Annotated in this window: 17 protein-coding genes and 2 pseudogenes; 11 read left to right on the top strand and 8 right to left on the bottom strand. The window is 64.4% G+C overall.

Annotation, left to right across the window (positions count from 1 at the left end; translation table 11 throughout):
- Positions 1-152: 152 nt before the first annotated feature.
- From QP045_RS08995 to QP045_RS08975, 5 genes are all read left to right on the top strand, one after another.
- The gene (locus tag QP045_RS08995) at positions 153-713 is read left to right on the top strand and encodes a DUF1269 domain-containing protein (protein WP_422514647.1); all 561 of its coding nucleotides are present in this window, start codon (positions 153-155) and stop codon (positions 711-713) included.
- A 356-nt stretch (positions 714-1,069) separates the two neighbouring features.
- Entirely contained in the window at positions 1,070-2,464 is a 1,395-nt protein-coding gene (locus QP045_RS08990; protein ID WP_422514646.1) for a TolC family protein, read from the top strand.
- A complete protein-coding gene (locus QP045_RS08985; protein WP_422514645.1) occupies positions 2,461-3,492 on the top strand; it encodes an HlyD family secretion protein in 1,032 nt (343 codons plus the stop codon). The genes QP045_RS08990 and QP045_RS08985 overlap by 4 nt, the downstream gene beginning before the upstream one ends.
- A complete protein-coding gene (locus tag QP045_RS08980) occupies positions 3,489-4,616 on the top strand; it encodes an ABC transporter permease (protein ID WP_422514644.1) in 1,128 nt (375 codons plus the stop codon). Before QP045_RS08985 ends, QP045_RS08980 begins: the two co-directional genes overlap by 4 nt.
- Positions 4,613-5,734 carry an ABC transporter permease gene (locus tag QP045_RS08975; RefSeq protein WP_422514643.1) on the top strand — a complete coding sequence of 374 codons (1,122 nt, stop codon included), beginning with the start codon at positions 4,613-4,615 and terminating at the stop codon, positions 5,732-5,734. The genes QP045_RS08980 and QP045_RS08975 overlap by 4 nt, the downstream gene beginning before the upstream one ends.
- Positions 5,735-5,740: 6 nt before the next feature.
- On the opposite strand, the gene QP045_RS08970 is transcribed toward QP045_RS08975, so the two are convergent.
- The 4 genes from QP045_RS08970 to QP045_RS08955 form a co-directional block, all read right to left on the bottom strand.
- The gene (locus tag QP045_RS08970; RefSeq protein WP_422514642.1) at positions 5,741-6,145 is read right to left on the bottom strand and encodes a DUF2147 domain-containing protein; all 405 of its coding nucleotides are present in this window, start codon (positions 6,143-6,145) and stop codon (positions 5,741-5,743) included.
- Between the two features lie 77 nt (positions 6,146-6,222).
- A complete protein-coding gene (locus QP045_RS08965; protein WP_422514641.1) occupies positions 6,223-7,827 on the bottom strand; it encodes a bifunctional aspartate transaminase/aspartate 4-decarboxylase in 1,605 nt (534 codons plus the stop codon).
- 22 nt (positions 7,828-7,849) lie between these two features.
- Positions 7,850-9,535 carry an aspartate-alanine antiporter gene (gene aspT / locus QP045_RS08960; RefSeq protein ID WP_422514640.1) on the bottom strand — a complete coding sequence of 562 codons (1,686 nt, stop codon included), beginning with the start codon at positions 9,533-9,535 and terminating at the stop codon, positions 7,850-7,852.
- Between the two features lie 79 nt (positions 9,536-9,614).
- Positions 9,615-11,066 carry a DcaP family trimeric outer membrane transporter gene (locus tag QP045_RS08955; protein WP_422514639.1) on the bottom strand — a complete coding sequence of 484 codons (1,452 nt, stop codon included), beginning with the start codon at positions 11,064-11,066 and terminating at the stop codon, positions 9,615-9,617.
- 407 nt (positions 11,067-11,473) lie between these two features.
- On the opposite strand from QP045_RS08955, the gene adhP reads away from it, so the two are divergent.
- The 6 genes from adhP (at position 11,474) to QP045_RS08925 (ending at position 18,742) form a co-directional block, all read left to right on the top strand.
- Positions 11,474-12,496: an alcohol dehydrogenase AdhP gene (gene adhP, locus QP045_RS08950; RefSeq protein WP_422514638.1), complete on the top strand. Its 1,023-nt coding sequence runs from the start codon at positions 11,474-11,476 to the stop codon at positions 12,494-12,496.
- 286 nt (positions 12,497-12,782) lie between these two features.
- Complete coding sequence (locus QP045_RS08945; RefSeq protein ID WP_422514637.1) at positions 12,783-13,100, top strand: hypothetical protein; 318 nt, start codon at positions 12,783-12,785, stop codon at positions 13,098-13,100.
- Between the two features lie 22 nt (positions 13,101-13,122).
- On the top strand, positions 13,123-15,789 hold the full coding sequence (locus tag QP045_RS08940; protein WP_422514636.1) for a cation-translocating P-type ATPase: 2,667 nt from the start codon (positions 13,123-13,125) through the stop codon (positions 15,787-15,789).
- 668 nt (positions 15,790-16,457) lie between these two features.
- On the top strand, positions 16,458-17,075 hold the full coding sequence (locus QP045_RS08935) for a response regulator transcription factor (RefSeq protein WP_422514635.1): 618 nt from the start codon (positions 16,458-16,460) through the stop codon (positions 17,073-17,075).
- 122 nt (positions 17,076-17,197) lie between these two features.
- The gene (locus QP045_RS08930; RefSeq protein WP_422514634.1) at positions 17,198-18,004 is read left to right on the top strand and encodes a universal stress protein; all 807 of its coding nucleotides are present in this window, start codon (positions 17,198-17,200) and stop codon (positions 18,002-18,004) included.
- 165 nt (positions 18,005-18,169) lie between these two features.
- Positions 18,170-18,742, top strand: a complete 573-nt coding sequence (locus QP045_RS08925) for a CC0125/CC1285 family lipoprotein (protein ID WP_422514633.1) — start codon at positions 18,170-18,172, stop codon at positions 18,740-18,742.
- 124 nt (positions 18,743-18,866) lie between these two features.
- Here QP045_RS08925 and QP045_RS08920 read toward each other — a convergent pair whose 3' ends face one another.
- From QP045_RS08920 to QP045_RS08905, 4 genes and pseudogenes are all read right to left on the bottom strand, one after another.
- Positions 18,867-20,048: an acetate/propionate family kinase gene (locus QP045_RS08920; RefSeq protein ID WP_422514632.1), complete on the bottom strand. Its 1,182-nt coding sequence runs from the start codon at positions 20,046-20,048 to the stop codon at positions 18,867-18,869.
- Positions 20,045-20,989, bottom strand: a pseudogene (locus QP045_RS08915) (bifunctional enoyl-CoA hydratase/phosphate acetyltransferase); the annotation flags it as partial. The gene QP045_RS08920 and the pseudogene QP045_RS08915, both read right to left, overlap by 4 nt.
- A 34-nt stretch (positions 20,990-21,023) precedes the next feature.
- Positions 21,024-22,244 (bottom strand): family 1 glycosylhydrolase, encoded by a 1,221-nt coding sequence (locus QP045_RS08910; protein WP_422514631.1) that lies wholly within the window; start codon positions 22,242-22,244, stop codon positions 21,024-21,026.
- A gap of 291 nt (positions 22,245-22,535) precedes the next feature.
- A pseudogene (locus QP045_RS08905) lies at positions 22,536-22,645 on the bottom strand (IS5/IS1182 family transposase); the annotation flags it as partial.

Genomic DNA, 22,645 nt, shown 5'->3' with positions numbered 1-22,645 from the left:
AAGACGGGGAACTGCGCCCCGCCACGCCGCCCCCGGCGGGGCGGGGCGCTTTCTTTTGATGCGTGAGACACAAGTAGGCCGACAGCTGCTCTGCTCGGAGTTGCCCGGCTCCTGATTTCGATCTTCCGAAAAGATGATGAAGGAGAGATACGATGGCAGAATTGATCGTGATTGGTTTCGACGATCCTCAGGAAGCAGACCGCGTCCTGAGCAAGTTGAACCAGCTGCAGCGTGAATATCTGATCGATCTCGAGGATTCAGTTGTCGCTATCCGCCACCCCAATGGCAAGGTGAACCTGAAGCAGAGCGTCAACCTGGTGGGAGCGGGCGCGGCCTCCGGAGGAATCTCCGGCGTGCTCTGGGGCACGCTGGTCGGGCTGCTGTTCCTGAACCCGGTTGCGGGAATGGCGATCGGCGGCGTGATCGGTCTGGGAACCGGTGCCCTGTCCGGGTCCCTTGTCGATTATGGGATCAATGACTCCTTCATCGAAGAACTCTCCAACTCGCTGCAGCCGAACACGTCGGCGCTCTTCATCCTGGTCCGCCGCGCGCAGCCGGAGAAGGTGCTTGCCGAACTGTCGGGTGTGCATGGGCGGATCATTCGCACCTCGCTGTCGGCGGAGCAGGAGGCACGGCTGCAGGCAGCCCTGTCGGAAGCCGCCAAGGACCCCAAGCCCCAGGCGAGCACGGCAGCGAACGACACTGCGAGCTGAGATTTGCTCCCGGCCCCGCGACCCGGCCTGGTCCTCGGATCAAGTTGTGGGGCTGCGCATTCTAAGAACTCTGGGCTCCTGTTGCGGATGGCCGCGGCAGGGGCCTAGTTGGTGTCAATATTATGGTTAAGTAAGCTAAGACTATATCTGAAGTCTCCTCTTAAAACTCGCAATCCATTCTAAACGGGCGTAGTATATCGCTCATGTGGAGATGCTCTCCTCGTTTGTCGAGCAAGACTCGGCCCGGACTTGCTGTTCCGCTTCAATGCGGGCGCCGGTGGGGAGGTGATTGGGCAGGGGTCGTGGCCGTGGCGTGTGTTTGCGGCAGCCACGCGGCATCTGCGCAGACTGTCGCGATGAGCTTCGATGCTGCCGTCGAGCGGTCCAACAAGGTCGCGCCAGCCGTAGTGGCTGCCCGACATTCCGAGAACGCCGCCCGGCTGACAGAAAAGTCTTTGTCGAGCCTGAACCGGCCCATCGTCACGGTGTCCGCCCAATATTTGGAGTATGAGAAGACTCTCTCTGTCGACCTTTCCGGCCCCCGGCAGGAGACGCTGGATCAAACCAGGGCCTTTCTGGACGGTATTCCAGGGTCGGTTTCTCCGCAGTTCCAGGAAATTGCCGCGGATATCGTCGGGCGTATTTCCGAGGCGCTTCCCGGGCTGTTCGCGGCATTGCCGAGCGAACTGTCCTACCGGTTCCGGCAGGACTCTTTCCGCCCCACGGTCCAGGGAATCCTGCCGCTCTATACCGGCGGGGCGATCTCCGCGATCCGGCGCGGGGCAGAGGCGGGTACGGCGCTGGGCGCGGCACGGGCGCAATCCGCGCGCGATCTCACGCAGGTCAATCTGATCCGCGCCTATTTCGGGCAGCTTGCAGCCGAGGCGCTGGTGCGTTCGACGCGCGAATCCTTGGATGCCCTGGACAGCCTCCTGTCGGACGCGATCAAGCTGGAGAACGAGGGCTTCATCCCGCGAGCGCGCCGGCTGGAGGCGCAAGTCGCCCGGGACGTGGCCGAGCGGGAGTATCAGCGCGCCGTGCTGGCGCAGGACAGTGCGCGTACGGACCTGGCCAGCCTGCTGGAGGTAGATGGCGTGCGCCCGACTTCACCATTGTTCGTTGTCAGCGCCCCCTTGCCTCCTGCGACGCAGTTCCTGGGCGGGGAAGACGACTTGCCGCAGACGCGCGAGGCGAATGCCGCGGGCTCGGTGGCAGGCGCCGCCGTGGATCTCGCCAAGGCGCGGCTGCGGCCGCAGGCCTTTGCCTTTGGCGAGTATAATCTCAACCGTTCGAGTGCGTTGCCGACCGAGCCCGACTGGATCGTGGGCGTGGGCGTCCGCTATACCTTGTTCTCCAACATCGGTCGGTCCCAGGCGGTCGCTGCCGCTCGCGAACAGGAAGCGGCGGCGCAGGAAGCCGCACGTGGCGCCCGGCAGGCGGGGAGGTCCGCCACCTTGCGAACGTGGAACCTCGTCGAGAGTGCGCGCCGGTCCTTCCTGTCGCTGGACAGCAGCATCGCGGCAGCCACCGAGAACCTGCGTGTTCAGCGCATCAGCTTTCGTGAAGGGGAGGGGACCGTCACCGAAGTCACGGGTGCGCAGGCTGCGCTGGCGGCCGCCCGAACGCAGCGGGTAGCGACCGCCTATGAATATGATGTGGCGCTTGCGGCACTGCTCACGGCCTCCGGACGCTTGCCCACCTTCTCCGAATATCTGGCCAAGGCCGATATCCGGGTGGCAGTCCCGCAATGAGCGAGGTCTCGCAATCCACAATCGCCGCCGCGCCCGAAGATCGGCCTCCGAGCCGGCGGGCAAGGTGGCTGCTCTGGGGCGGCCTGGCACTGGCCGCGGTGATCGTCGCGATCGGGCTGTGGCTCGCGAGCCGACCCGCCATCCCGCCGCTCCAGGGGGAGGTCGAAGCCGAGGAGGTCAACGTCGCGACCAAGGCGCTCTCACGCGTCGAGCGCATGCTCGTGGAAGAGGGCAGCCGGGTCAAACGCGGCCAGGTGCTGGCCGTCCTGAGTGCCCCCGAAGTCGAAAGTGGCGTGCAGGAGGCGGATGCCGCGCTGGAAAGCGCGCGTGCGCTTCAGGAGATCGCGGACAAGGGCGCGCGTGAGGAGGACGTGGCGGCGCTTCGGGCGAATTGGCAAGCGGCCCAGGCGACCGCCGAACTTGCGCGGGTGACCGCCGAACGCACGAATAGCCTGTACGCGCAGGGCGTGGTTTCCGCACAGCGCCGCGACGAGGCGCGTGCCGCACGCGTGTCGAGCGCGCGCATCGCCGAGGCGGCTCGGCTCCAGTATGAAAAGGTCGCTGCCGGCACGCGGAAGGAGAACCGCGAAATCGCCGCAGCGCAGGTTCAGTCCGCACGCGCACTGGTGTCCGCTTCCAAGGCTCTCCAGCGGGAGACGCTGCTCGTTGCTCCCCTCGACGCCGAAGTATCCCGGCGATTGGTGGAGCCGGGCGAGATCGTCAGCCCCATTCTGCCGGCGATCCAGCTTGTCGCGATCGACCACCCCTGGGTGACGCTGAATATCCGCGAAGACGACTTCAAGGGCATGGCGGAGGGCCGCGTATTCCGCGGGAGTGTGCCTGCACTCGGCGGACATTATGATTTCCGGGTGACTCATGTGAGCCCGCAGGGCAGCTTCGCCACCTTCCGCGCCACGCGACAGTCCCGCGGCTATGACGTCCGTGCTTTTGCCGTGAAGCTGGAACCTGTGCAGCCGATCAAGGGCCTGCGGCCAGGTATGAGCGTATTGTTCGACTGGCCACAATGAGCGTGTTTGGCACGGCTTTTCGACAAGAGGCGGCGCGGATCGCAAGAACCCCGGTCGACCTGTTCGTTCTGACCCTGCTCCCGCTGGTCCTGCTCGCCTCGATGGCTGCCATGATGTGGGGCGGTACGCTGGAAGACCTTCCGGTCGTCGTCGTGGATCATGATGGTGGACCGGTCGCGCGGGAAATCGCGCGCAACATCGCGGCAACTCCGTCCCTCGAACTGGTCGCCCGCACGCCCAACCGGGAAGAGGCGCTGTCGATGGTGCGCAGCGAACGCGCCGTGGCCTTTCTCGTCATTCCCAAGGGGGTCGGTGCGCGTCCCGCTAACGGGGCGCCAGTCGAAGTCTTTTACGAGGCCGTGTTCCTGTCGACGGGCTCGCTCGCCTCGACCTATCTGCGGGTAGTCACGGCCGTGACGCTTGCGGAGCAGCTTCCGCGTACCCTCGGCGTCGGCGGGGCGGCCGTTGCCCAGCGTTCGCTGCCGGGCCTGCAGGTCACGCTGCTGGGCAACCCGACCCTGAGCCTTGAATGGTATCTGGGCATGCTGATCGGCCCGAGCGTGCTGCATCTGCTGATCGCGATTTCCTGCATCGGTTCGCTGGGACCGCTGATGCGCGACAAATCCTTTGGCGCCTTTGTCCGCGAGACCCCGTCGCCGGCATCCTTCCTGGTGGGTCGCCTTACCCTTCATGTGCTTGCCGGGGTGCTTTGGTGCGTAGCATGGCTGATCTGGATGACGGCCGTGCGCGGATATCGCGCGGAGGGGAGCATCGTCGTCATCGTTCTGGGCATGCTGCTGCTCTTCGTGGCTACGGCCGGCATCGCGCTGCTGTTCATGGGGGTAACGCGGGAGGTGGGAACGTCGCTGTCCGCCGCCGTCATCGTCGCCGGATCGGCGCTTGCCTATTCGGGCGCGACCCTCCCGCTTATGGGCGGGCTCTGGATTGCGCAGCACTGGAGCGAGGTGCTGCCATTGACGCACTTCATTATGCTGCAGATGGACCAGCTGATCGGGGTCACGCCTGCCGCAGCCGTGCGGCCGATCACCGCGCTCCTCCTGTATCCGCTCATCGCCGGCACGATCGGGATGGCGCTGATCCTGCGGTCGGGGAAGCGGGCATGACCTTCGTGCGCGCGATCGAGCAGACCTTCTTCACGATCCTGCGGTCACGGGAGCTCTTCGCGCTCGCGATCCTGTCCGTCCTTTTCTACGCATTCTACTATCCGGCCCCTTACGAGCAGCAGACGGCCAACGACATCAACCTCGTGGTGGTCGATGCCGACCGTTCGCCGCTGTCGCGTGCGCTGGTGCGCCACCTCAGCGATACACGGACGGTCCATGTCCTGGGGGAGCTCGCCAATCTGGCGGATGCGCGGGAGCTTATCCATACACGCAAGGCCGATGGCGTCCTGTACTTCGCACCGAACGCCGGCCAGCAAGTCCTGGAGGGGCGCGGCGGGTCGGGCATCGCCCTATGGTTGAACGGAAGCTATTTCGTGCGCGCTGAGGCGATCGGCAGCACGCTGGCAGAGGTCGCGCTGGACGCTGTGGCCGAGCTCGAACAGGCCGTGCCGGCGCTCTCCCGCCAGGATCGGCAGCTGATCCTGGAGCAGCCGATCTTCACGACCGGCGGCTATCGCGATTATGTCTTTCCAGCAGTAGCCAACATCATTCTGCAGCAAACGCTGATGGCGGCTTCCGCCCGGCTGGTGGCGGATCGGCGTCGGCGGGGGTGGCAGGTGATGAAGCCGGCGGAGGCGCTGGGAATGCTCGTCGCCTGCGCGACGATCGGCATGCTGTCTACCGGCTTCTATTTCGGCCTCATCTATTGGATCCAGGACGTTCCCCACGGCGGCAACATGCCCGGGTTGCTGATCTCGATCCCGCTTTTCGCATTCGCCGTGGTCGGGCTTGGAATGTTCGCGGGAAGCCTGTTCCGGAACGGCGACGACGCGCTCAAGGTCCTCCTGTCGACCTCGCTGCCGCTGTTGTTCCTGGGCGGGTTCGCATGGCCGCTCTACCAGATGCCCGATTGGCTGGCGGCGATCGCGTGGCTCTCTCCCGCGACGGTCGCGACGCACCTGTTCATCCGCTTCAACCAGATGGGCGCCATCCTGTCGGAGGCGCGCGGTCCGCTGCTGATGATGGCCGCGCTGGCGCTGATCTATACTGCTGGTTTTCTGTTCCGCGTCGATCGGCTCAACCGGCGCACGGCTGCCGGTTCAGGGGGGGTGGCCTAGCACCGGCTATTCGACGCGGGTCCACGTCCGCGACTTGCAGCCGATCCGGCCGATCAGGCATCCGGTGCCGCGCAACTCGTTGCGCCCGACCAGGCTGATCGTTCCCGAAAAGGTGACTCCGCGGTCGGGGACGAAAACCCGCCCACGCCACTGATTTGGCTTTTCCTGCTTGAAATCCCGAAAGACGGTGGTGCCGATGAGGTTCGGCGTGCCGCCGCGCCTCGCACTCGCCTTGGCACGCTCCGTCGCCCAGACGACCACGCCGCACACCCGGTCTCCGCAGCGAGCAGTCCGAACATGGACACTGTCCTTCGCATCTCGCCAGGTGCCGAGGATTTCCTCCTGGGCATGCGCCGGCGCCGCGCTGAAGCCTGCCAGCAACGCGGCTCCGATGAAGAGGTATCTGCCCATCGCATCCATCCTCTTTGTCGCCGTGACGCGGGCGGCACCGGTTTTTAGCCTTCCAACCGCGCCACCGGCGATGAGCGTCAGGACTTCTTCGCCTCCCCAGTCTCGTTCAGGAACTTCGCGTGATATTCCTCGATGAGGGCCCGGGCGGCTCGGCCGATCTTCATATAGTCGACCTCGTTGAGGTTCGCGAGCGATACCCGGCCAGCAGGGGAGGTCGCACCAAAGCCGCCTCCGGGCAGGAGCACCACGCCTTCCTTGTTTGCCAGCTCAAAGAGCAGCGCACGGGGCTCTACCGTCTTGAGCAGCCAGTCCACGAACGGCTTGCCGAACGCCTTTTCGCTGAGGTCGGAAAGATCGAGCAGAGTGTAATAGCCGACGTCGTCCGGGTTCGGGTCCGGGCTCTCGCCGATTTCCCGGTAGAGCGCGTGCTCGCGGGCGCGGATCAGCCGCTTCATCGCTGCCTTGTAGGCGTTGGGCGTATCCATCAGCGCGAACAGCGAGAAGAGCACCATTTGCACCTGCTGGGGGGTGGAGAGGCCAGCCGTGTGGTTCAGGGCGACCGTCCGGCTATCCGCCACCATGCGGTCGATGAACTTCAACTCGCGCGGGTTTACGGCGATCGACTGGTAGCGGTGGTCCAGTTCGGACTGCACCTCCTCCGGAAGTGCGGCGATGGCGCGGTCGAAGACGTTGTCCTGATGCACGCCGATCGCGCCGAGGCGCCAGCCGGTCGCGCCGAAGTATTTGGAGAAGGAGTAGACGAGGATCGTGTTCTGCGGCGCCACTGCAAACAGTGACGTGAAGTCGTCGGCGAAGGTTCCGTAGACGTCGTCGGTCAATAGGATGAGGTCGGGGCGGTCCCTGGCAATCGCTGCGATCCGGTCCAGTGTTTCCCGGTTGACCCGTACCGATGGAGGATTGCTCGGGTTGACCAGGAAGAAGGCTTTGACCGCCGGGTCCTTGAGCTTGTCGATCTCGGATGCGGGATATTGCCAGCCCTGTTTGGGATCCGCTTCGATCAGCACTTCGGTGAGGTTGTAGTCGTGGAGGCGGGGTATCTCGATATAGGGCGTGAAGATCGGCATGCCGATCGCGATGCTGTCTCCGGGAGAGAGCAGGTGGTTGGCGCGCAGCGTGCTGAAGATATAGGTCATCGCCGCCGTGCCGCCTTCGGTCGCGAAAATGTCAAAGCCGCCGGTGAAGGACTGGGAGCCGACCATCTCCTGTCGGAGATAATGGGCGACGATGGGCTCTGCGCTGCGCAGCATGCGGTCGGGCACGGGGTAATTGCACCCCAGGACCGCCTCGCACATGTCGTAGAGGAACGTTGCCGCATCCATTCCCAATTGGTCGCGAACGTAGGAAACCGCTCCCGCGAGAAACTGGATGCCGTCTGCATCGCGATGTTCGCGCGCGTAGCTTTCGAAGCGATCCTCGATGCCGCTGAGCCGTGGGAAGCCGCCCACCCCCTCGGGCAGATAGGCGAAGCTGCGCTCCGCCTCGCGCATTGCAAACAGCCCGAGGCGCCAGAAGCCGTGACGGGGAATGGTGGCCAGGAAGTTCGGATTGCCCCGGCCGGCATTGAGCATCACGCGGTTTTCCGAATGGGATGCGAGCTCGATCAGTTCGTCCTTCAACTCGAAGGGGCTTAGCTGGGAGAGCTTTTCGATAGGCGTCACCATGGGACTTCTCCGAGAGAATGGATCAAACAAGGCCGACCACGAGCGGCCCCAGCAGGGTGAGGAGGACATTCGCGAGCGCGTAGGTGATGGCGAAGGCTACCGTAGGGACGGAGCTTCCCGCCTTGTCGAGAACCGCGCCGAAGGCCGGGTTGGCGCTCCGCGAGCCCGACAGCGCGCCGGCAAAGATGGCGGCATTCCGATAGCCGAGCACATAGCGGCCGAAGACCATCGTGAGCAGCAGCGGTAGTAGGGTAACGACCAGCCCCAGCATGAAGATCGTCAACCCGTGCTGCTCTATCGTCGTGAGCGCCTGCCTGCCCGAATTCAGGCCGACCACGGAGACGAAGGCGGCGAGACCGAAATCCTGCAGCAGTTGCGACGCGGCGGGTGGAAGCGCCCCGAACATCGGGCGTCTTGCACGTGCCCAGCCAAAGATGAGGCCGGAGAGCAAAGCGCCGCCGCCTGACCCCAGCGTCACGGGAATGCCGCCGACATTGGCCACGAACGTGCCGATCAGCAGGCCAAAGGCGATCCCCAGCCCCATGTAGACAAAGTCGGTTTTGTTGCTTGTGTCCAGCGGGTAGCCGGCGGCGTTCGCTGCCCGCGCGGTGTCGGATTCCGCGCCGTAGAAGGTGACGACGTCGCCGTTCATCACGACCGTCTCGGGGAGGATGGGCAGCGGGCGACCCATGCGGGTGATGCTCTGGATATAGACCCCGTGCCGCATCGAAGGATCAAGGTGCTGCTTGATGTCGTCGATCGACGTGTGATCCAGCTCCTTGCGGGTGAACACCGCCTGGCGCGACTGGAGGATGAGGGGAGGGCCGCCGGCGTTCGGCGCTTCGGGTCCGATCGACTTGGCCGTTTCGACGATCTGCTCGCGCCGCCCGATCACGACGACGGTGTCGCCTTCCTGAAGCGCAGGATTGCCGGTGAGTTCGATGAGCTGGCCGTTGCGAACGACGCGCTCGATCGTCAGCGCCTCCTGCGCTTCCTGCTCGATGTCCCCGATCGTGCGACCCGCCCCGGTGGTCACATGGAAGGCGCGGCCGATCAACGCGGGCATCGCTGGTACCACGCCGGGGCCCGATGGTGGGGCGCCCCCGCGAAGCTTGCGTTCCTCCTCCGCCGCGGCCGCCTTCAGATCCTGTCCCATGAAGCGCGGCAGCACGTTCGCGCACACGATGATCGCGCCGAGCGAGCCGAACACATAGGTGACGGCATAGGCGATGGCGACGTTGCTCTGGAGCGCTTGGATCTCTGCCGGGGGAAGCGGAAGCCGGGAGATCGCGTCTCCCGCGGTGCCGATGATCGCGGACTGCGTCAGCGCGCCGCTCGCCAGGCCTGCTGCGAGGCCCTTGTCCAGCCCGAACGCCCTGGCGAGGAACACCACCGTCGCGAGGGACACCACCGCCAGGAAGATCGCGAGGGCGATTTCCCGCAGGCTCGACCTGTTCAGCGAGCTGAAGAACTGCGGGCCGCTGTTGTAGCCGACCGCATAGATGAACAGCGCGAACATCACCGACTTCACGCCGTCGTCGATGTGAACACCGATCTGGCTGATGAAGACGGCGGCGAGCAGCGATCCGCCGACGCCGCCCAGCTGGAACCGCCCAAAGCGGATCTTGCCGATCGCATAGCCGATCGCCAGCGCGAGGAAGAGTGCGATCTCGGGGGATCGGGTGAACAGATGCTCCAACCAGGTCATCGGGTATCCCTCTTCGCGTAGCTCGATGGATGATCAGCGCCGCCAGGGACCCGAGTGCCTGGACTGGTGGACGAGCACCTCACCGGACGAGGTCGTATTTGAAGCTGAGCTGGAGGCGGACCACGTCCGCGCTTTGGCCGTTCTGCAATTCGTGTCGGCCGTAGAGGCTCTCCACGCCGGCGCTAAAGTTCGGGCTTGCCTGCAGGATCAGGTTGGCGGCCGCATATTGGCCGGAGCGGAAGGCGAGGGGAGACAGATATTCGTCACGGCCCAGCACAAGCACGCTACCGACAAGGTTCGAGCGCCAGCGCTCGCTCCAGTGGTGGGTGTATCCAAGATAGCCGCCATAGGCCTTGAGGCGGTGGATCGTGCCGTCGGGTGCTACAACGGCGTCGTATCCCCGCCCGCCCAGGTCATTGATGTAGCGCGCGATCCCGTTGCCAAAGGTGAACCCCGCCATGAGGAAATCGCCGCGCACCTGCAGCAGCCCTGACAGGGTCATGCCATAGGCAAAGCGGCTTTCTTCGGTTCCATCGAGCGTATAGCCGATCTTTCGGGCGACGACCGCGGTCTGGATATTGCCCCACCGGCCCTGTGCCCGCAGGGCGCCAACTACGTCCGGCATCGGCTCCTCGTCCGACGCGCCAACGGGCAGCGTGATGTCGGAGGATGGGTTCTCGAGTGACAGGGTCGCGCTCAAGCCGCGCCCTATCTTGAAGATCTGCCGCAGCGAGGCGACGCGGAGGAACGCCACGGATCCGGGGCCCTGGTCATCCAGCGTCTCTGGGAGGGCGTCGGCATTCGCAAAGGCGCTGAAGCCGTAGCCGGCATAGGTGTTTCCTACCTGTCCATGGGCCTGGCGCAGGCGATACCCCACCGAGCCGGAGCCGCCGTAGAAGTCATTCTCCAGGTAGAAGCGGAGCGGCCCCAGGCTGCTGGGCCGGCGGACGTCAATGCTCAGGCGCGTCGCAGAGGCATCGATGGTGGCATTCTTTCCGGCGCGCGATCCTACTGGAATCGAGGCGGTGACGAACTTGTCGCGGTTCCCCGCGGGGCCGGTGTCATAGATCGCGTTGACCTTCGCGAAGCCGCCGATCTTCACCCGTGTCTCGGTACCCGGGATGGTGATGAAGCCGCGCAGGTTCGGGTCATTGGGCGGGGGCTCCGTATCTGCCCGTGCGACGCCAGTCTGTTCATCGCCGATCGTCTCGCGCTCCGCGTTCGTGTTCCCGGGCGGCGGTCGGCCCGCTTGCGCGATCTGGGACCCAGTGGTTGGAGCGGAACCCGGCGGCGGGGATGTCTGCGTCGCCACCGTGGGTGCTTGTGCGCTGTTCGAGGCTGGTACCGACGGAGTGGTGTTCATGATCCGCAGTTGTTCCCGCAGATCCGAGACCGCCTGTTTCAACTCGCGAACCTGTGCTTTCAGGCTGGCAAGGTCATCCTGTTCGGTGCGGACAGACGCCTCCTGCGCCTGGCACTCTGCTACGGCGGCGTAAGCAAAAGCTGCAGAAATGAAGATTCGCAGCAGCATCTGAGGATATCCGGTCTGTGCATGGGTATAATCGCGTCTTCGGCGCGATAATGGCGCACGTTTCCGATTCAATCGTATAAGTAGACATACTCATTCTATTTAATTGATGATATCTTCAAACAAGGTTGGACTAGCTGATGCTTGGACTTCGCTTGGGCGTCGAGGTCTCTATTCGGTGCGCGAGATCAATCCAGCGGCCTTTCACACGCCGGCGTCATTGTTGACGGTGCCAGTGCAGACTGAGCTTGCGGTGCAGCAACGTCAAAGCGCGCCGTTTCATCCTAAGACCGAAACCGTCGGGCTCTGGACGCTGGGGCCCGAATGCGACGGAGCTACTATACCTGCGCCGCGAACCGAATCTTCCGCCGCGGCGCTCGGGCACAAGACACGGATCGAGGAGAAGGCGTATGGCGACGATGAAGGCAGCAGTTGCACGGAGCTTTGGTGCTCCGCTGCAGATCGAAGAACTGCCCGTGCCCACGCCCGGCCCGGGCGAAGTGCTGGTCAAGATCGAAGCCACGGGTGTCTGCCACACGGACCTTCACGCGGTGGATGGCGACTGGCCGGTCAAGCCGATGATGCCGCTGATCCCCGGCCACGAAGGCGTGGGCTATGTTGCCGCAGTCGGTGCGGGGGTGCCGGACTTGAAGGAAGGGGACGTGGTGGGGATCCCCTGGCTTCACGATGCCTGCGGGCGCTGTGAATATTGCCAGACCGGCTGGGAAACCCTGTGCGAGTTGCAGCACAATAGCGGGTACAGCGTGAACGGCACCTACGCGGAATACGCGATCGCGAGCGCGCCCTATGTCGGCCATCTCCCGCAAAATCCGGACTTCGCCGCGCTTGCGCCGATCCTCTGCGCCGGTGTCACCACCTACAAGGGTCTCAAGGAGACCGAAGCGAGACCCGGCGAATGGGTCGCGATTTCGGGCATCGGCGGCCTCGGCCACCTAGCCGTCCAATACGCCAAGGCCATGGGACTCCACGTGGTCGCGCTCGACGTCGCCCCGGAAAAGCTCGAGCTCGCGCTGGCGCTGGGTGCGGATCTTGCCGTCGACTGCTCCGAGAACGGCGTGGTTGAGAAGGTGATCGCCGAAACCGGGGGCGGCGCCCATGGCGTGCTGGTGACGGCGGTCTCACCGGCGGCATTTTCACAGGCGATCGGGTGCGTTCGCCGCCGCGGGACCGTGTCGCTCGTGGGCTTGCCGCCGGGCGAGTTTCCGACGCCTATCTTCGACGTGGTGCTCAAGCGGATCACGGTACGGGGCTCGATCGTCGGGACCCGGAAGGATCTGGCAGAGGCCCTGCAGTTCGCGGCCGAGGGCAAGGTGCGGACAACCGTCGCGGTAGAACCGCTCTCGGCAGTGAACGATGTTCTTGACCGCTTGCGCCAGGGTCGCGTCGAAGGCCGCATCGTCCTGAAGCCCTGAACGGGAAAGTCTGCAGAGGAGGGGGTGGTCGAATGCCGGCCACTCCCCCGGAGCGTTGGCTTTGTCCGCAAAGTCCTGCTGCCGAAGAGGGCGGGCGGCAGGAGGCTATGGAGCCCCGGCACTGTCGTGACCGTCGTCGCGCCAAGTCGTCATGGCCGGCGCGTACAATCTTCAAGACCCGCAGCAGGTCCGTTGCCGTCTATCCGTATCATCACGGATAACGGACGTGGCGGCTCATAATTAGCGTGGTGGCGGACGGCATCTACGTCATTGCGGGAGCACGCGGATGAAATACCTACCCCTTGTTGCGCTGATGCTGGTGGCAGGCTGCGATAAACCCAGCGGTACCAACAACGTCACGGTGGTCGACCGTACGGACTATGCGCAGGAGATGCTCGATCTGCCGGAGAATTTGCGGATGGTGGCGCTTCTCCGGGCTATTCGGGACGCCGGACTTCCGTGCCAGGGCGTCACCAGTGCAACATTGATCGACCCGGACGCAGCCAAGCCCGAATGGCGGGCGCAGTGCGAGAATGGCAATTATCATCTGGTAACCATCGATCCCAACGGCACGGCGCTGGTGGTCAGCAGAACCGACTCCTGACGACCATCGAAGAATGCGCCCCATGACCTCTGTGCCCGCCCCGCAGGCGGCGGATACGGTGCCGTGGTTTGCCCTTTCCGCTGCCGAGTGCGTGGCCCGACTTGGCGCCTCCGAGCGTGGGCTTACGGAGGAAAAGGTTACCGGGCTGCGCGCGCAATGGGGAAGCAATCAACTACCTCGGCACAAGCGCGCCTCTTGGGCCGAAATCATCCTGCGGCAGTTTCAAAGCCCGCTGATTTACCTGTTGGTCGGCGCGGCCGGCGTGTCGCTGTGGATGGGCGAACGGACGGACGCGCTGTTCATCGTGATCGTCCTGCTTCTCAATGCACTCATCGGCGCCGTGCAGGAGGGCCGGGCAGGCGCGAGCGCAGAGGCACTGCAGGACATGGTAAAGCGGATGGCCCGCGTCGAACGCGACGGCCAGGTCCGGGAACTCGATGCGGCCGAACTGGTGCCCGGCGACCTCGTGCTGCTGGAACCAGGGGCAGGGGTTCCGGCAGACATTCGCCTGATCTTCGCGTCCGACGTCCAGGCCGACGAGTCCCTACTGACGGGCGAAGCGCTGCCGGTCGCCAAGGAGGCCGACGCCGCGCTCCCGGCGGAGGCGCCACTCGGCGATCGTGTCACCATCGCCCATGCCGGGACGACGCTGCTTTCCGGCCGTGCTCGCGGGGTCGTGGTCGCAACCGGGGAACGCACCGAACTGGGAAAGATCGGCGCCTCCCTGCGCCAGACGCCTCCGGCACCGCCGCCCCTGATCCTCTATCTCAAGCGCCTGTCGCAGCAGATCGCGATCGCCATGGCGGTCCTCATCCTGGCACTTGCCATCGTGTTGCTGTTTCGCGGCACTGCGCCGGATCAGATCCTGCTGGTGGCAGTGGCGCTGGCAGTCTCCGCGATCCCGGAAGGATTGCCGGTCGCGGTGACCGTGGGGCTTGCTGTCGCTACAAAGCGAATGGCGGCGCGCAACGTGATCGTGCGCAGCCTTCCCGCCGTCGAGGGGCTGGGGGCCTGTACGATCATCGCAACCGACAAGACGGGCACGCTCACCGTCAATCGTCTTTCGGTCGGCGCGGTGCTTACGCCCTGTGGCGAACGTCTGGATGCATCAGCTTGGCAGAGCGCTCAAGGGACCGTGCGCAAGCTCGCAGAAGCCGCCACCGCGTGCAACGAAGCAAACTGGACGCCGGCCGGGGAGCCGGTCGGAGATAGCGTCGACGTGGCGCTCCTCCGGTTCGCCGACGACATCGGCGGCATCGATGAACCCACCCGGCTGGGCCTGTTTGCCTATGAGCCCGTCAACCGCTTCTCGAGTGTCGCAATCCCTTCTCCTGGCCCTTCTCCTGGCGGCGTCGAGGTTGTCGCGAAAGGTGCAGTGGAAACCATCCTTGCGATGTGCCCGCAGCCCGACCCGGCGCTCGCGCGCGCTGCCGAGGCGCTGGCTGCCGATGGATATCGGGTCCTGGCGTTTGCGCACAAGCGGGTGGCCGATCTCGACGGGGGGGAGCTTGCGCACCCGACCGGGCTCGAATGTCTCGGATGCGTCGGTCTGCTGGACCCGCTGCGCCCGGAAACCCGGGGAGCGGTTGATGCCTGCCGCGGGGCGGGGATCCAGGTGCGCATGATCACGGGCGACCATGCGGCAACCGCGCTCACCATCGGTCGGCAACTCGGCCTGGCGCAGCACCGGGAGGATGTGCTGACCGGTTCCGAACTGGCGAAACTTGCGGGTCGTGCCGAGGAGCGGGCGCGGGCGATCGGGCGGGCCACGGTCTTTGCGCGAACCGATCCCGCACAAAAGCTGCTGATCGTAGAGACGCTGCGTAAGATGGGGCACATCGTGGCCGTAACCGGGGATGGCGTGAACGATGGGCCCGCATTGCATGCCGCCAACATCGGCGTGGCGATGGGCGCCGGCGGCACCGACGTCGCTCGCGGTGCGGCCGACCTCATCCTGGTCGACGACAACTTCGCCTCGATCGTGGCGGGGGTGGAGGAAGGGCGGATCACCTTCGGGAATTTGCGCAAGATTGCCATCTTCCTGGTCGCTACCGGCATGGCGGAGATCGGCATGTTCCTGGCGGCGACGGCGGTCGGGCTGCCGCCGCCCTTGACCGCGGTTCAGTTGCTGTGGGGCAACCTGATTACCGAGACGCCGCAAGCGGTGACGCTGGCGCTGGGTCGGGGGACGGGCGATGAGCTTCACACGCCGCCGCGGGCGCCGGACGGACGGCTGATCGACGGATCGGCACTGATCCTGATGCTGATCCCGACTGTCGCCATGGCCTTGTTCGCGGTTGCGCTGCTCAGCTGGGAACTCGCGCGCGGCAACGACCTGGTGGAGGCCAGGAACAGCGTGCTTCTGGCGTTGGTGCTGTTCGAAAACATGTTCGTCCTGGCGATCGTGAACGATCACAGGCCCGCGTGGCGCGAGCCGCTGTGGAACAACCGGTGGCTTCTGGTGGGGGTCGCATCCGCCCTGGGCCTGCAACTCGGTGCGATGGCTTGGCCTCCGCTGCAGGATTTGCTCGGCATCGGCTTTCCCGATCTCGCGAGCTGCCTCGTCTGCCTGGGTGGCGCGGGGATCACGCTGATCGCAACGGAAGCCGCAAAGCTGGTCGTTCGCGGGTGGTCGGGCTCCGGACGGCACCGGGCGGAACCTACGCCGAGATTAAGCGATTCTACGTAAATCCCTTAGGGCGGCCCGGGCTTAGTCTCACCTTCCCTCCAACAAGGGCTGAGTGACGATGGACGTGGAATATGCCCAAGAGCGTGCACGTGTGGAAGCCCGGATGGCGGCGAGAGCACGGTGCACTGAGGCACGCTTCATCCATCTGGAACTCGCCCGCCGGTATCTCGCGCTGAGCCGCCTGCCGCTAAAGCACTAGGCTTCGGCCTCCGCCTGCTCGTACTCCTCAGCGGCGCAAGATCTGCGCGCCTTTCGGGCCTGCGCGGCGCCCCTCTGTCAACGGCGTACAGCGACAGCATCCGACGTCGGATCGCTTTTCGCTGCGAAGCAACACATGGACAGGGATCGACGCGGTAATTCGCTCGCCCTCGCGCGCTCATCTTGCGTCGGCAATTTCCCCTACTGAAGTGGCCTACAATCTCGCAGATGCGTACGAAGTATATGGTCTAACGCCATTTTTTTTGCGTAATTTAATGCACATCAGTGGAACTTGGAGTAGGCTCGCGACATTGTCGGCGGGTCAAGTTCCTTCAAGGAGCGAAGCGACTCTGTAACGGGGGCTGTCCCGAGAGATAGCGCGTCCCCAATGCCCGAGGAAAATGCCGACTTTGGTAGTGACGGGTCCAGCTGCGCCTGTGGCGACCCTGTGTGCATCGGGGGTGATACGCATGCTTGTGTATGTCGTAGATGATGACAGTGTCAGCAGAAGAGCCATCGGGATGACGGTTCAACGCTTGGGATATAGCGTGAAGTATTTCTCGTCCGGCTTAAGTCTCATCGAAGAAGAATATCTTGAGCCCGGCTGCATCCTGCTTGATCTGTGCATGCCGGATGCGAGCGGCAATGATGTACTGGAAGCCCTGTATGATCGACATTGCCCGCTCCCAGTGGTCATCATCACCGGCCTGAGCGACATTGGAGCAGTGGTGCGCGCGATGAAGCTCGGTGCGCTCGACGTTCTCATCAAGCCGCTGCAAACGGATGCCCTCGCTTCTGCGATCCAGCAGAGTTCGGTCATGTTGAAGCGGAACGCCCGCCGGCATGACGTCGCAGAACAAGCGGAACGCAGGCTGCAGTGTCTCACCCCGCGCGAGCGTGATGTGCTGTCCGGACTGGCCAAGGGTCTCCCGAACAAGACGATCGGATATGACCTTGGGATCAGCTCACGCACCGTAGAAATTCACCGGGCACATCTTATGGCAAAACTGGACGTCCACAGCCTCTCGGAACTGCTGCGGATTGTCTACGATGCGGAATCGGACGGTGCGAGAGGCACAAACGTCTGATCTATTGATCCGGCGCTACCATTCCGACCCCGTTCCGACCCCTCAATAGGGACCTTACGTATATGTTGTAGGCGGATAGGCGTCATTCTTCTGCGGTGCAGTCAATTGAAGGCCCGCGCAAGATGAGATCGATTCTGCTCTACGCGAACCACGACTCCGGCACGATAGACCGGGTAGAGGCAGCGCTCACGATTGCGGGGGCCTTCAACAGCCATATCCATTGTTTACAGGTCACGCCGTTTAACAACTATGTTGTCATGGACCCGTTCGGCGGCGTCTATGCGATGTCGCGGATCCTGGAGCAACTGCGGGCCGAGGAAGCCAAGAACCAGGCCGAGGTCGAGGGACGCCTTCGTCGGGCCGGCGCGTCCTGGACATGGATCAACGAAACCAGTGATCCGGAGGGTGCTGCACTCGACCGGATGAACCTGGTCGACATTGCCATCGTGAGCATTGGGGGTGAGGCCGATGAGTCCGCCCGCGCCCCGGCTGCTGCCCGCCTCGCTATCCGGACCAACACGCCTATCCTGGGGATCTCCTCCGAGGGTCCCCGCCTGGATGTTGGTGGAAACGCGGTGGTTGCTTGGAACGGATCGCCAGAGGCCTCGCGTGCGCTGTGCAACGCCGTGCCCATGCTTGCCCTCGCGTCGCGGGTGACGATCGTGGAGGTTACCGAGGATCACAGCGGGTTTCCGGCGTTGGAAGCCGCCCAATATCTTGGCTACCACGACATCAAGGCCGAAGTCCGCGAGCACCCGAAGGCGGAGGATTCGACATCCGATGCACTGCGCAGGGCCGCGCTGGAAATCGGAGCTTCGTACATCGTGATGGGCAGCTATGGGCACTCCCGGCTGCACGAAAGGGTCTTTGGCGGCGTGACCAAGGACTTTTCGAGGAACAGTCCGTGCACCCTGTTCCTGTCGCATTGAAGGGGCGCGCTGTGCAGCCTGCCGCCTTCCCAGCCGATGGCTCCATGAGCCGCGCAAGCGCGCGCGTCGCGATGCCCGGCTTCGCGATCCGGTGTGACCAGCCGCCCTGAGTTTCGGCGGTCAAGCCAGTCAGGCGTCCCTGCAACTCTCAAGGATAGGTGCCCCATGAAGAGGTTACAAAATGCAAAGATCGCGGTCGCCTTGGCCGCCACTACGGCAATCGTTTCCGGCTGTGCCACGCCGACGCCCTACCAGCCGCTTGGTGCCCATGACAGCAGGGCGAAAGGCGGATATTCCGACCAGAAGATCACCGACAATATCTGGCGCGTGAGCTTCGTCGGGAACACGCTGACGTCGCGCAAGACGGTGGAGACCTATCTGCTCTATCGGGCGGCCGAACTGACCCTTCAGCAGGGTTACGACAGCTTCACGATCGTGAATCGTGCCACGGATCGCGATGTGGAGACCCGCATCAGCCGCGATCCGGCCTTCGCTGGCCCCTATGGTTGGTGGCGCCCGTCGTGGAGCTACTTCGGCGGCTTCGGCTGGCGCACCTGGGATCCATGGTATGGTGGCCCGTTCTGGGCTGACAACATCGACGTCAGCACGGTCAGCAAATATGAGGCGACCGCAGAGATCCAGATGAGCCGCGGTACCAATCCCAACGACAAGGCCTCGTTCGATGCCCGTCAGGTGGTGGCAAACCTCGGGCCCTCGATCCAGCTGCCGAAACAATAAACCCGGCGCAGCACGAAACGGAGGAAGGGGAGGAGCCGGATGGTCTCCTCCCCAAATCCTTTGTGGATGAAGCGCAGGAAACGGCGCCGGCGATCAACGACCGGACGGCCGCCGCATCATGTCGCTACAACGACAGCAGCGCCTGGCAGTGGAGCGCGATCATCCGCTCCTCGTCCGCTGGGATGATGCGGACGGCGATGGCGCTTCCGGCGGCATCAATGATCCGCTCGTTCTCTGCGTTCGCTTCCTCGTCGATACGGACGCCTGCCCACTGAAACCTCTGGCAGACGGTGCTGCGGATCAGGCGATCGTTCTCGCCGATGCCGCCCGTGAACACGAGCGCGTCGATCCCGCCCATGGTGGCGATCAGCGCGCCGATCTCACGCACGATGCGCCAGACGAACAACTCGATCGCGTCCGCTGCTCGCGGGGCGCTGCTGGCCTGAAGCACGCGCATGTCGCTGGATATGCCGGACACGCCCAGAAGGCCCGACTTTCGATAGAGGGCCGACTGTACCTCCTGAAGGCTCAGTCCTTCCTCCCGCAGCATATGGAGGATGATGGCGGGGTCGAGAGACCCGGGCCGCGTCCCCATGACCAGCCCGTCGAGCACGCTGAACCCCATGGTGGTGTCGATGCTGCGACCCTCGACCATCGCGCACAGGCTTGCGCCGTTGCCCAGATGTGCAGCCAACACCCTGCCGCGCGCCAGTTCCGGCTCCGTTGCGCCGAGTGTCAGCGCCACATGCTCGTAGGAAATGCCGTGAAAGCCGTAGCTCATGATGCCGCGCTCCTCCCATTCCCTGGGAACGGCGTAGCGCTTGGCAACTGGTGGGCGGTCGGCGTGGAATTCGGTGTCGAAGCAGGCGACTTGCGGCACGTCCGGCTTCAGCGCGCGAATGGCGCGAATTGCGGCGACGTTATGCGGCTGATGCAGCGGCGCCATCCGGATCAGTCCCTCCAGGATTTCCAGGAGCGAGTCATCGACCAGCTGCGGCCGGCGCAGTTCGGGGCCGCCATGAACCACCCGGTGCCCAACGGCCGATAGCGCGTGGTGCGGCAACAGCTTGATCACATAGTCGATGAGCTGGCCGAGCAGGGCATTGTGGTCCAGGCGCTCGCCGTTCTCCCACCCACGGTCGATCACCACCGAGTCCGCGCTGTCGAGCACCACAAGGTGCGGATCGATCCCGATGCCTTCCACCTTGCCGTGGGTGAAGCGGCGAACGCCCTCCGGCTCGATGGTGAACAAGCCGAACTTGATGCTCGAGGAACCCGAGTTGAGGCTCAGGATGGCGCCGCTCATGCTTCGGCGTCCGATGGGAAGCCCGGCGCCGCCTTCGTGATCGCGCGCGCCAGCAACACGCCGACCGCGCAGGAGGCGAGGCGGGTGCGGACCGCATCCGCGCGGCTGGTCAGCACGATCGGAACTCGCGCTCCCAGCACGATGCCTGCGGCGTCCGCACCGCCCAGGAAGGTCAACTGCTTGGCGAGCATGTTGCCGGCCTCGATATTCGGGACGACCAGGATCTGCGCCTGGCCAGCGACTGGCGAGACGATGCCCTTGTCCCGTGCGGCGGCAATGCTGACGGCATTGTCGAAGGCGAGGGGGCCGTCGAGCAAACCGCCCGTGATCTGCCCGCGATCGGCCATCTTGCACAGCGCTGCCGCGTCGAGGGTGGATTGCAGCGCCGGATTGACCGTCTCCACAGCCGACAGGATCGCCACGCGCGGCTCCTCGATGCGCAGCACATGTGCCAGGTCGATCGCGTTGCGGATGATATCCGCCTTTTCCAGCAGCGTCGGGGCAATGTTGATCGCCGCGTCGGTGATGATGAGCGGGGCGGGGTAACCCTCCACGTCCATGAGGTAGCAATGGCTGATCCTGCGCTCGGTTCGCAGGCCGCGGTCGCGGACCAGCACCGCGCTCATCAGTTCGTCGGTATGCAGCGAGCCCTTCATCAGCAGCTTGGCCTCGCCGCTGTTCACCATCGCCACGGCTTGCGCAGCTGCCGCATGGCTATGCGCCGCCGCGACGACCCTAAAGCTGCTGAGGTCGATGCCGGCTTCGGCCGCAGCCGCTTCGATGCGCGCCGGGGGGCCGATCAGGATCGGGTTCATCAGCCCCTCTCTTGCGGCCTCCGCAACGGCCTCGACCGCGCCGGGACTGCAGGGATGGACCACCGCGGTGGGGGGCGGGTCCTGATCCGACCGGGCTGCCTCGATCAGGCGATGATAGGCGGAATGGCTGCGTTCCATCGGGTCCCGTTCTCCACCATTGCTACGCGTCATCTGAAAAGGGCCGCAGCGGCAGCGTCAGTGCAATGCTGCGTGCGGCGAGGGTGTCGCTCCAGCTTTCCACCAACCGCTTGAACGCGCGGCCGACCGCCCGGGGATTGCGGTCCAGGTCGTACAGGCCGCGCGGATTCACGGTCCCGCGATCGAAGCGCAACGAGCAATCCCAGTCGACCTGGTCGGTGAGGGAATACCAGGTGAAGCCGATCACAGGCAGGCCGGCCCGGCGCAGTTGCATGACGTTCGCCCACTGCTTGCTCAGCCATTCCTCCGCCTCATACCCGGTGGGGCCTTCGTCGAGGTTGGTTTCCGTGTGCATGATCGGCAGCCGGTACCGGCCGAAATACTGGCGCGTGATCTCGGCATAGCCGACGATCTCGCCCGCGGACGTGGGAACACCGTGCCGATCCACCCAATGCTCATTGGTGTGATAGTAATCATTTCCCATCACGCAGCGACGGCGCACGCCATGCTGCATGAACCAGTCATATTCCTCGGCCGACATGCCGTTCTCGCGCAGCCGCACATAGCTGACGGTGTTCACCTGGCGGCCGTAGCTGAGATCGAGCGACAGAAACCGGGCAGAGTTATAGGCCTCAGCGAAGGGCTCGGCTTCCGGGCAGTCGGGATGAAACTGCTCGGTGGACTCGCTCTGGATAAAGATGGCGTCGGGCGTGACTTCCAGGATCTTGTGGATCGCCAGAACATTGGCTTTGGTGAGGTGCTTGAGGGCGATGAAGAACGGCCGCTCGGCTTTCAGCTGCTCGTTCCACCAGCCGAGCGCCGCTGAAAATCGCGCGCAGACGAAGATCTCGTTCACAGGCGTGTAGAGTTGCACCCAGGGATAGCGGAGGGCGAAGTCCTGCGCGTAGCGGCCGAACAATTCCGGGAAGTCCGGGTTCTGGAAATCACCCAGCCAGTCGGGGATGCCGAAGTGGCACAGGTCGACGATCGGGAAGATCCTGAGCCGGTGCAGCTCCGCCATCGTCATGTCGGCGAATTCCCAGTCGTACCGGCCGTCCCCCAGCCAGGTTCGATGCAAGGGCGGTCCGTATCGCAGGAACTGGATTCCCAGTTCCTTCACGATCGCGAAGTCGGTTCTCCAGTGGCGATAGAAGCCGCAGCTCTCCAGCTCGTCGACGCGCTTGCCCCCGGCTATACGCGGGGCGCTGTTCTCGATGCCGGTGGCGAATGCGAAGTTCAGCACGGAACTGGCCGGACCTGCTGAGGGTGGCCCGCGACGGGCGCTGGCTGCGGACCTCGGTTCTTAACCTCGATCAGGACTGCTTTCGCGACCCTATGTGCAAACAGGTAGGCGGAAGGTTGCTGGACCCGCAAAGACGCGGCCCCAAGAGTGAAAGTTTTCTCTTCGAGGCACGGCACGGAAATACTCCGATGGCGTCGTTGATGGATGGAAGAGTATTGCGGCTGATTGGACAAATTTCCTCTCAGCCGGCGGTAGCCTGAATACGTAAAGGCCCCTAGGGTTGAGACTCATTCAGAGCCAGAACGCGATAGCTGTTGCGAGCGCGACGCCTGAGAGGAAGTTGGCCGCGAGCTTGTCGTAGCGGGTAGCGACGCGGCGGAAGTCCTTGAGGCGGCAGAAGG

The organism is Sphingomonas sp. 3-13AW (assembly GCF_049311085.1).
Lineage (GTDB): Bacteria > Pseudomonadota > Alphaproteobacteria > Sphingomonadales > Sphingomonadaceae > Sphingomonas.
Note: the sequence above shows the minus strand (reverse complement) of the source record. Positions and strands in the feature narration are given on the sequence as shown.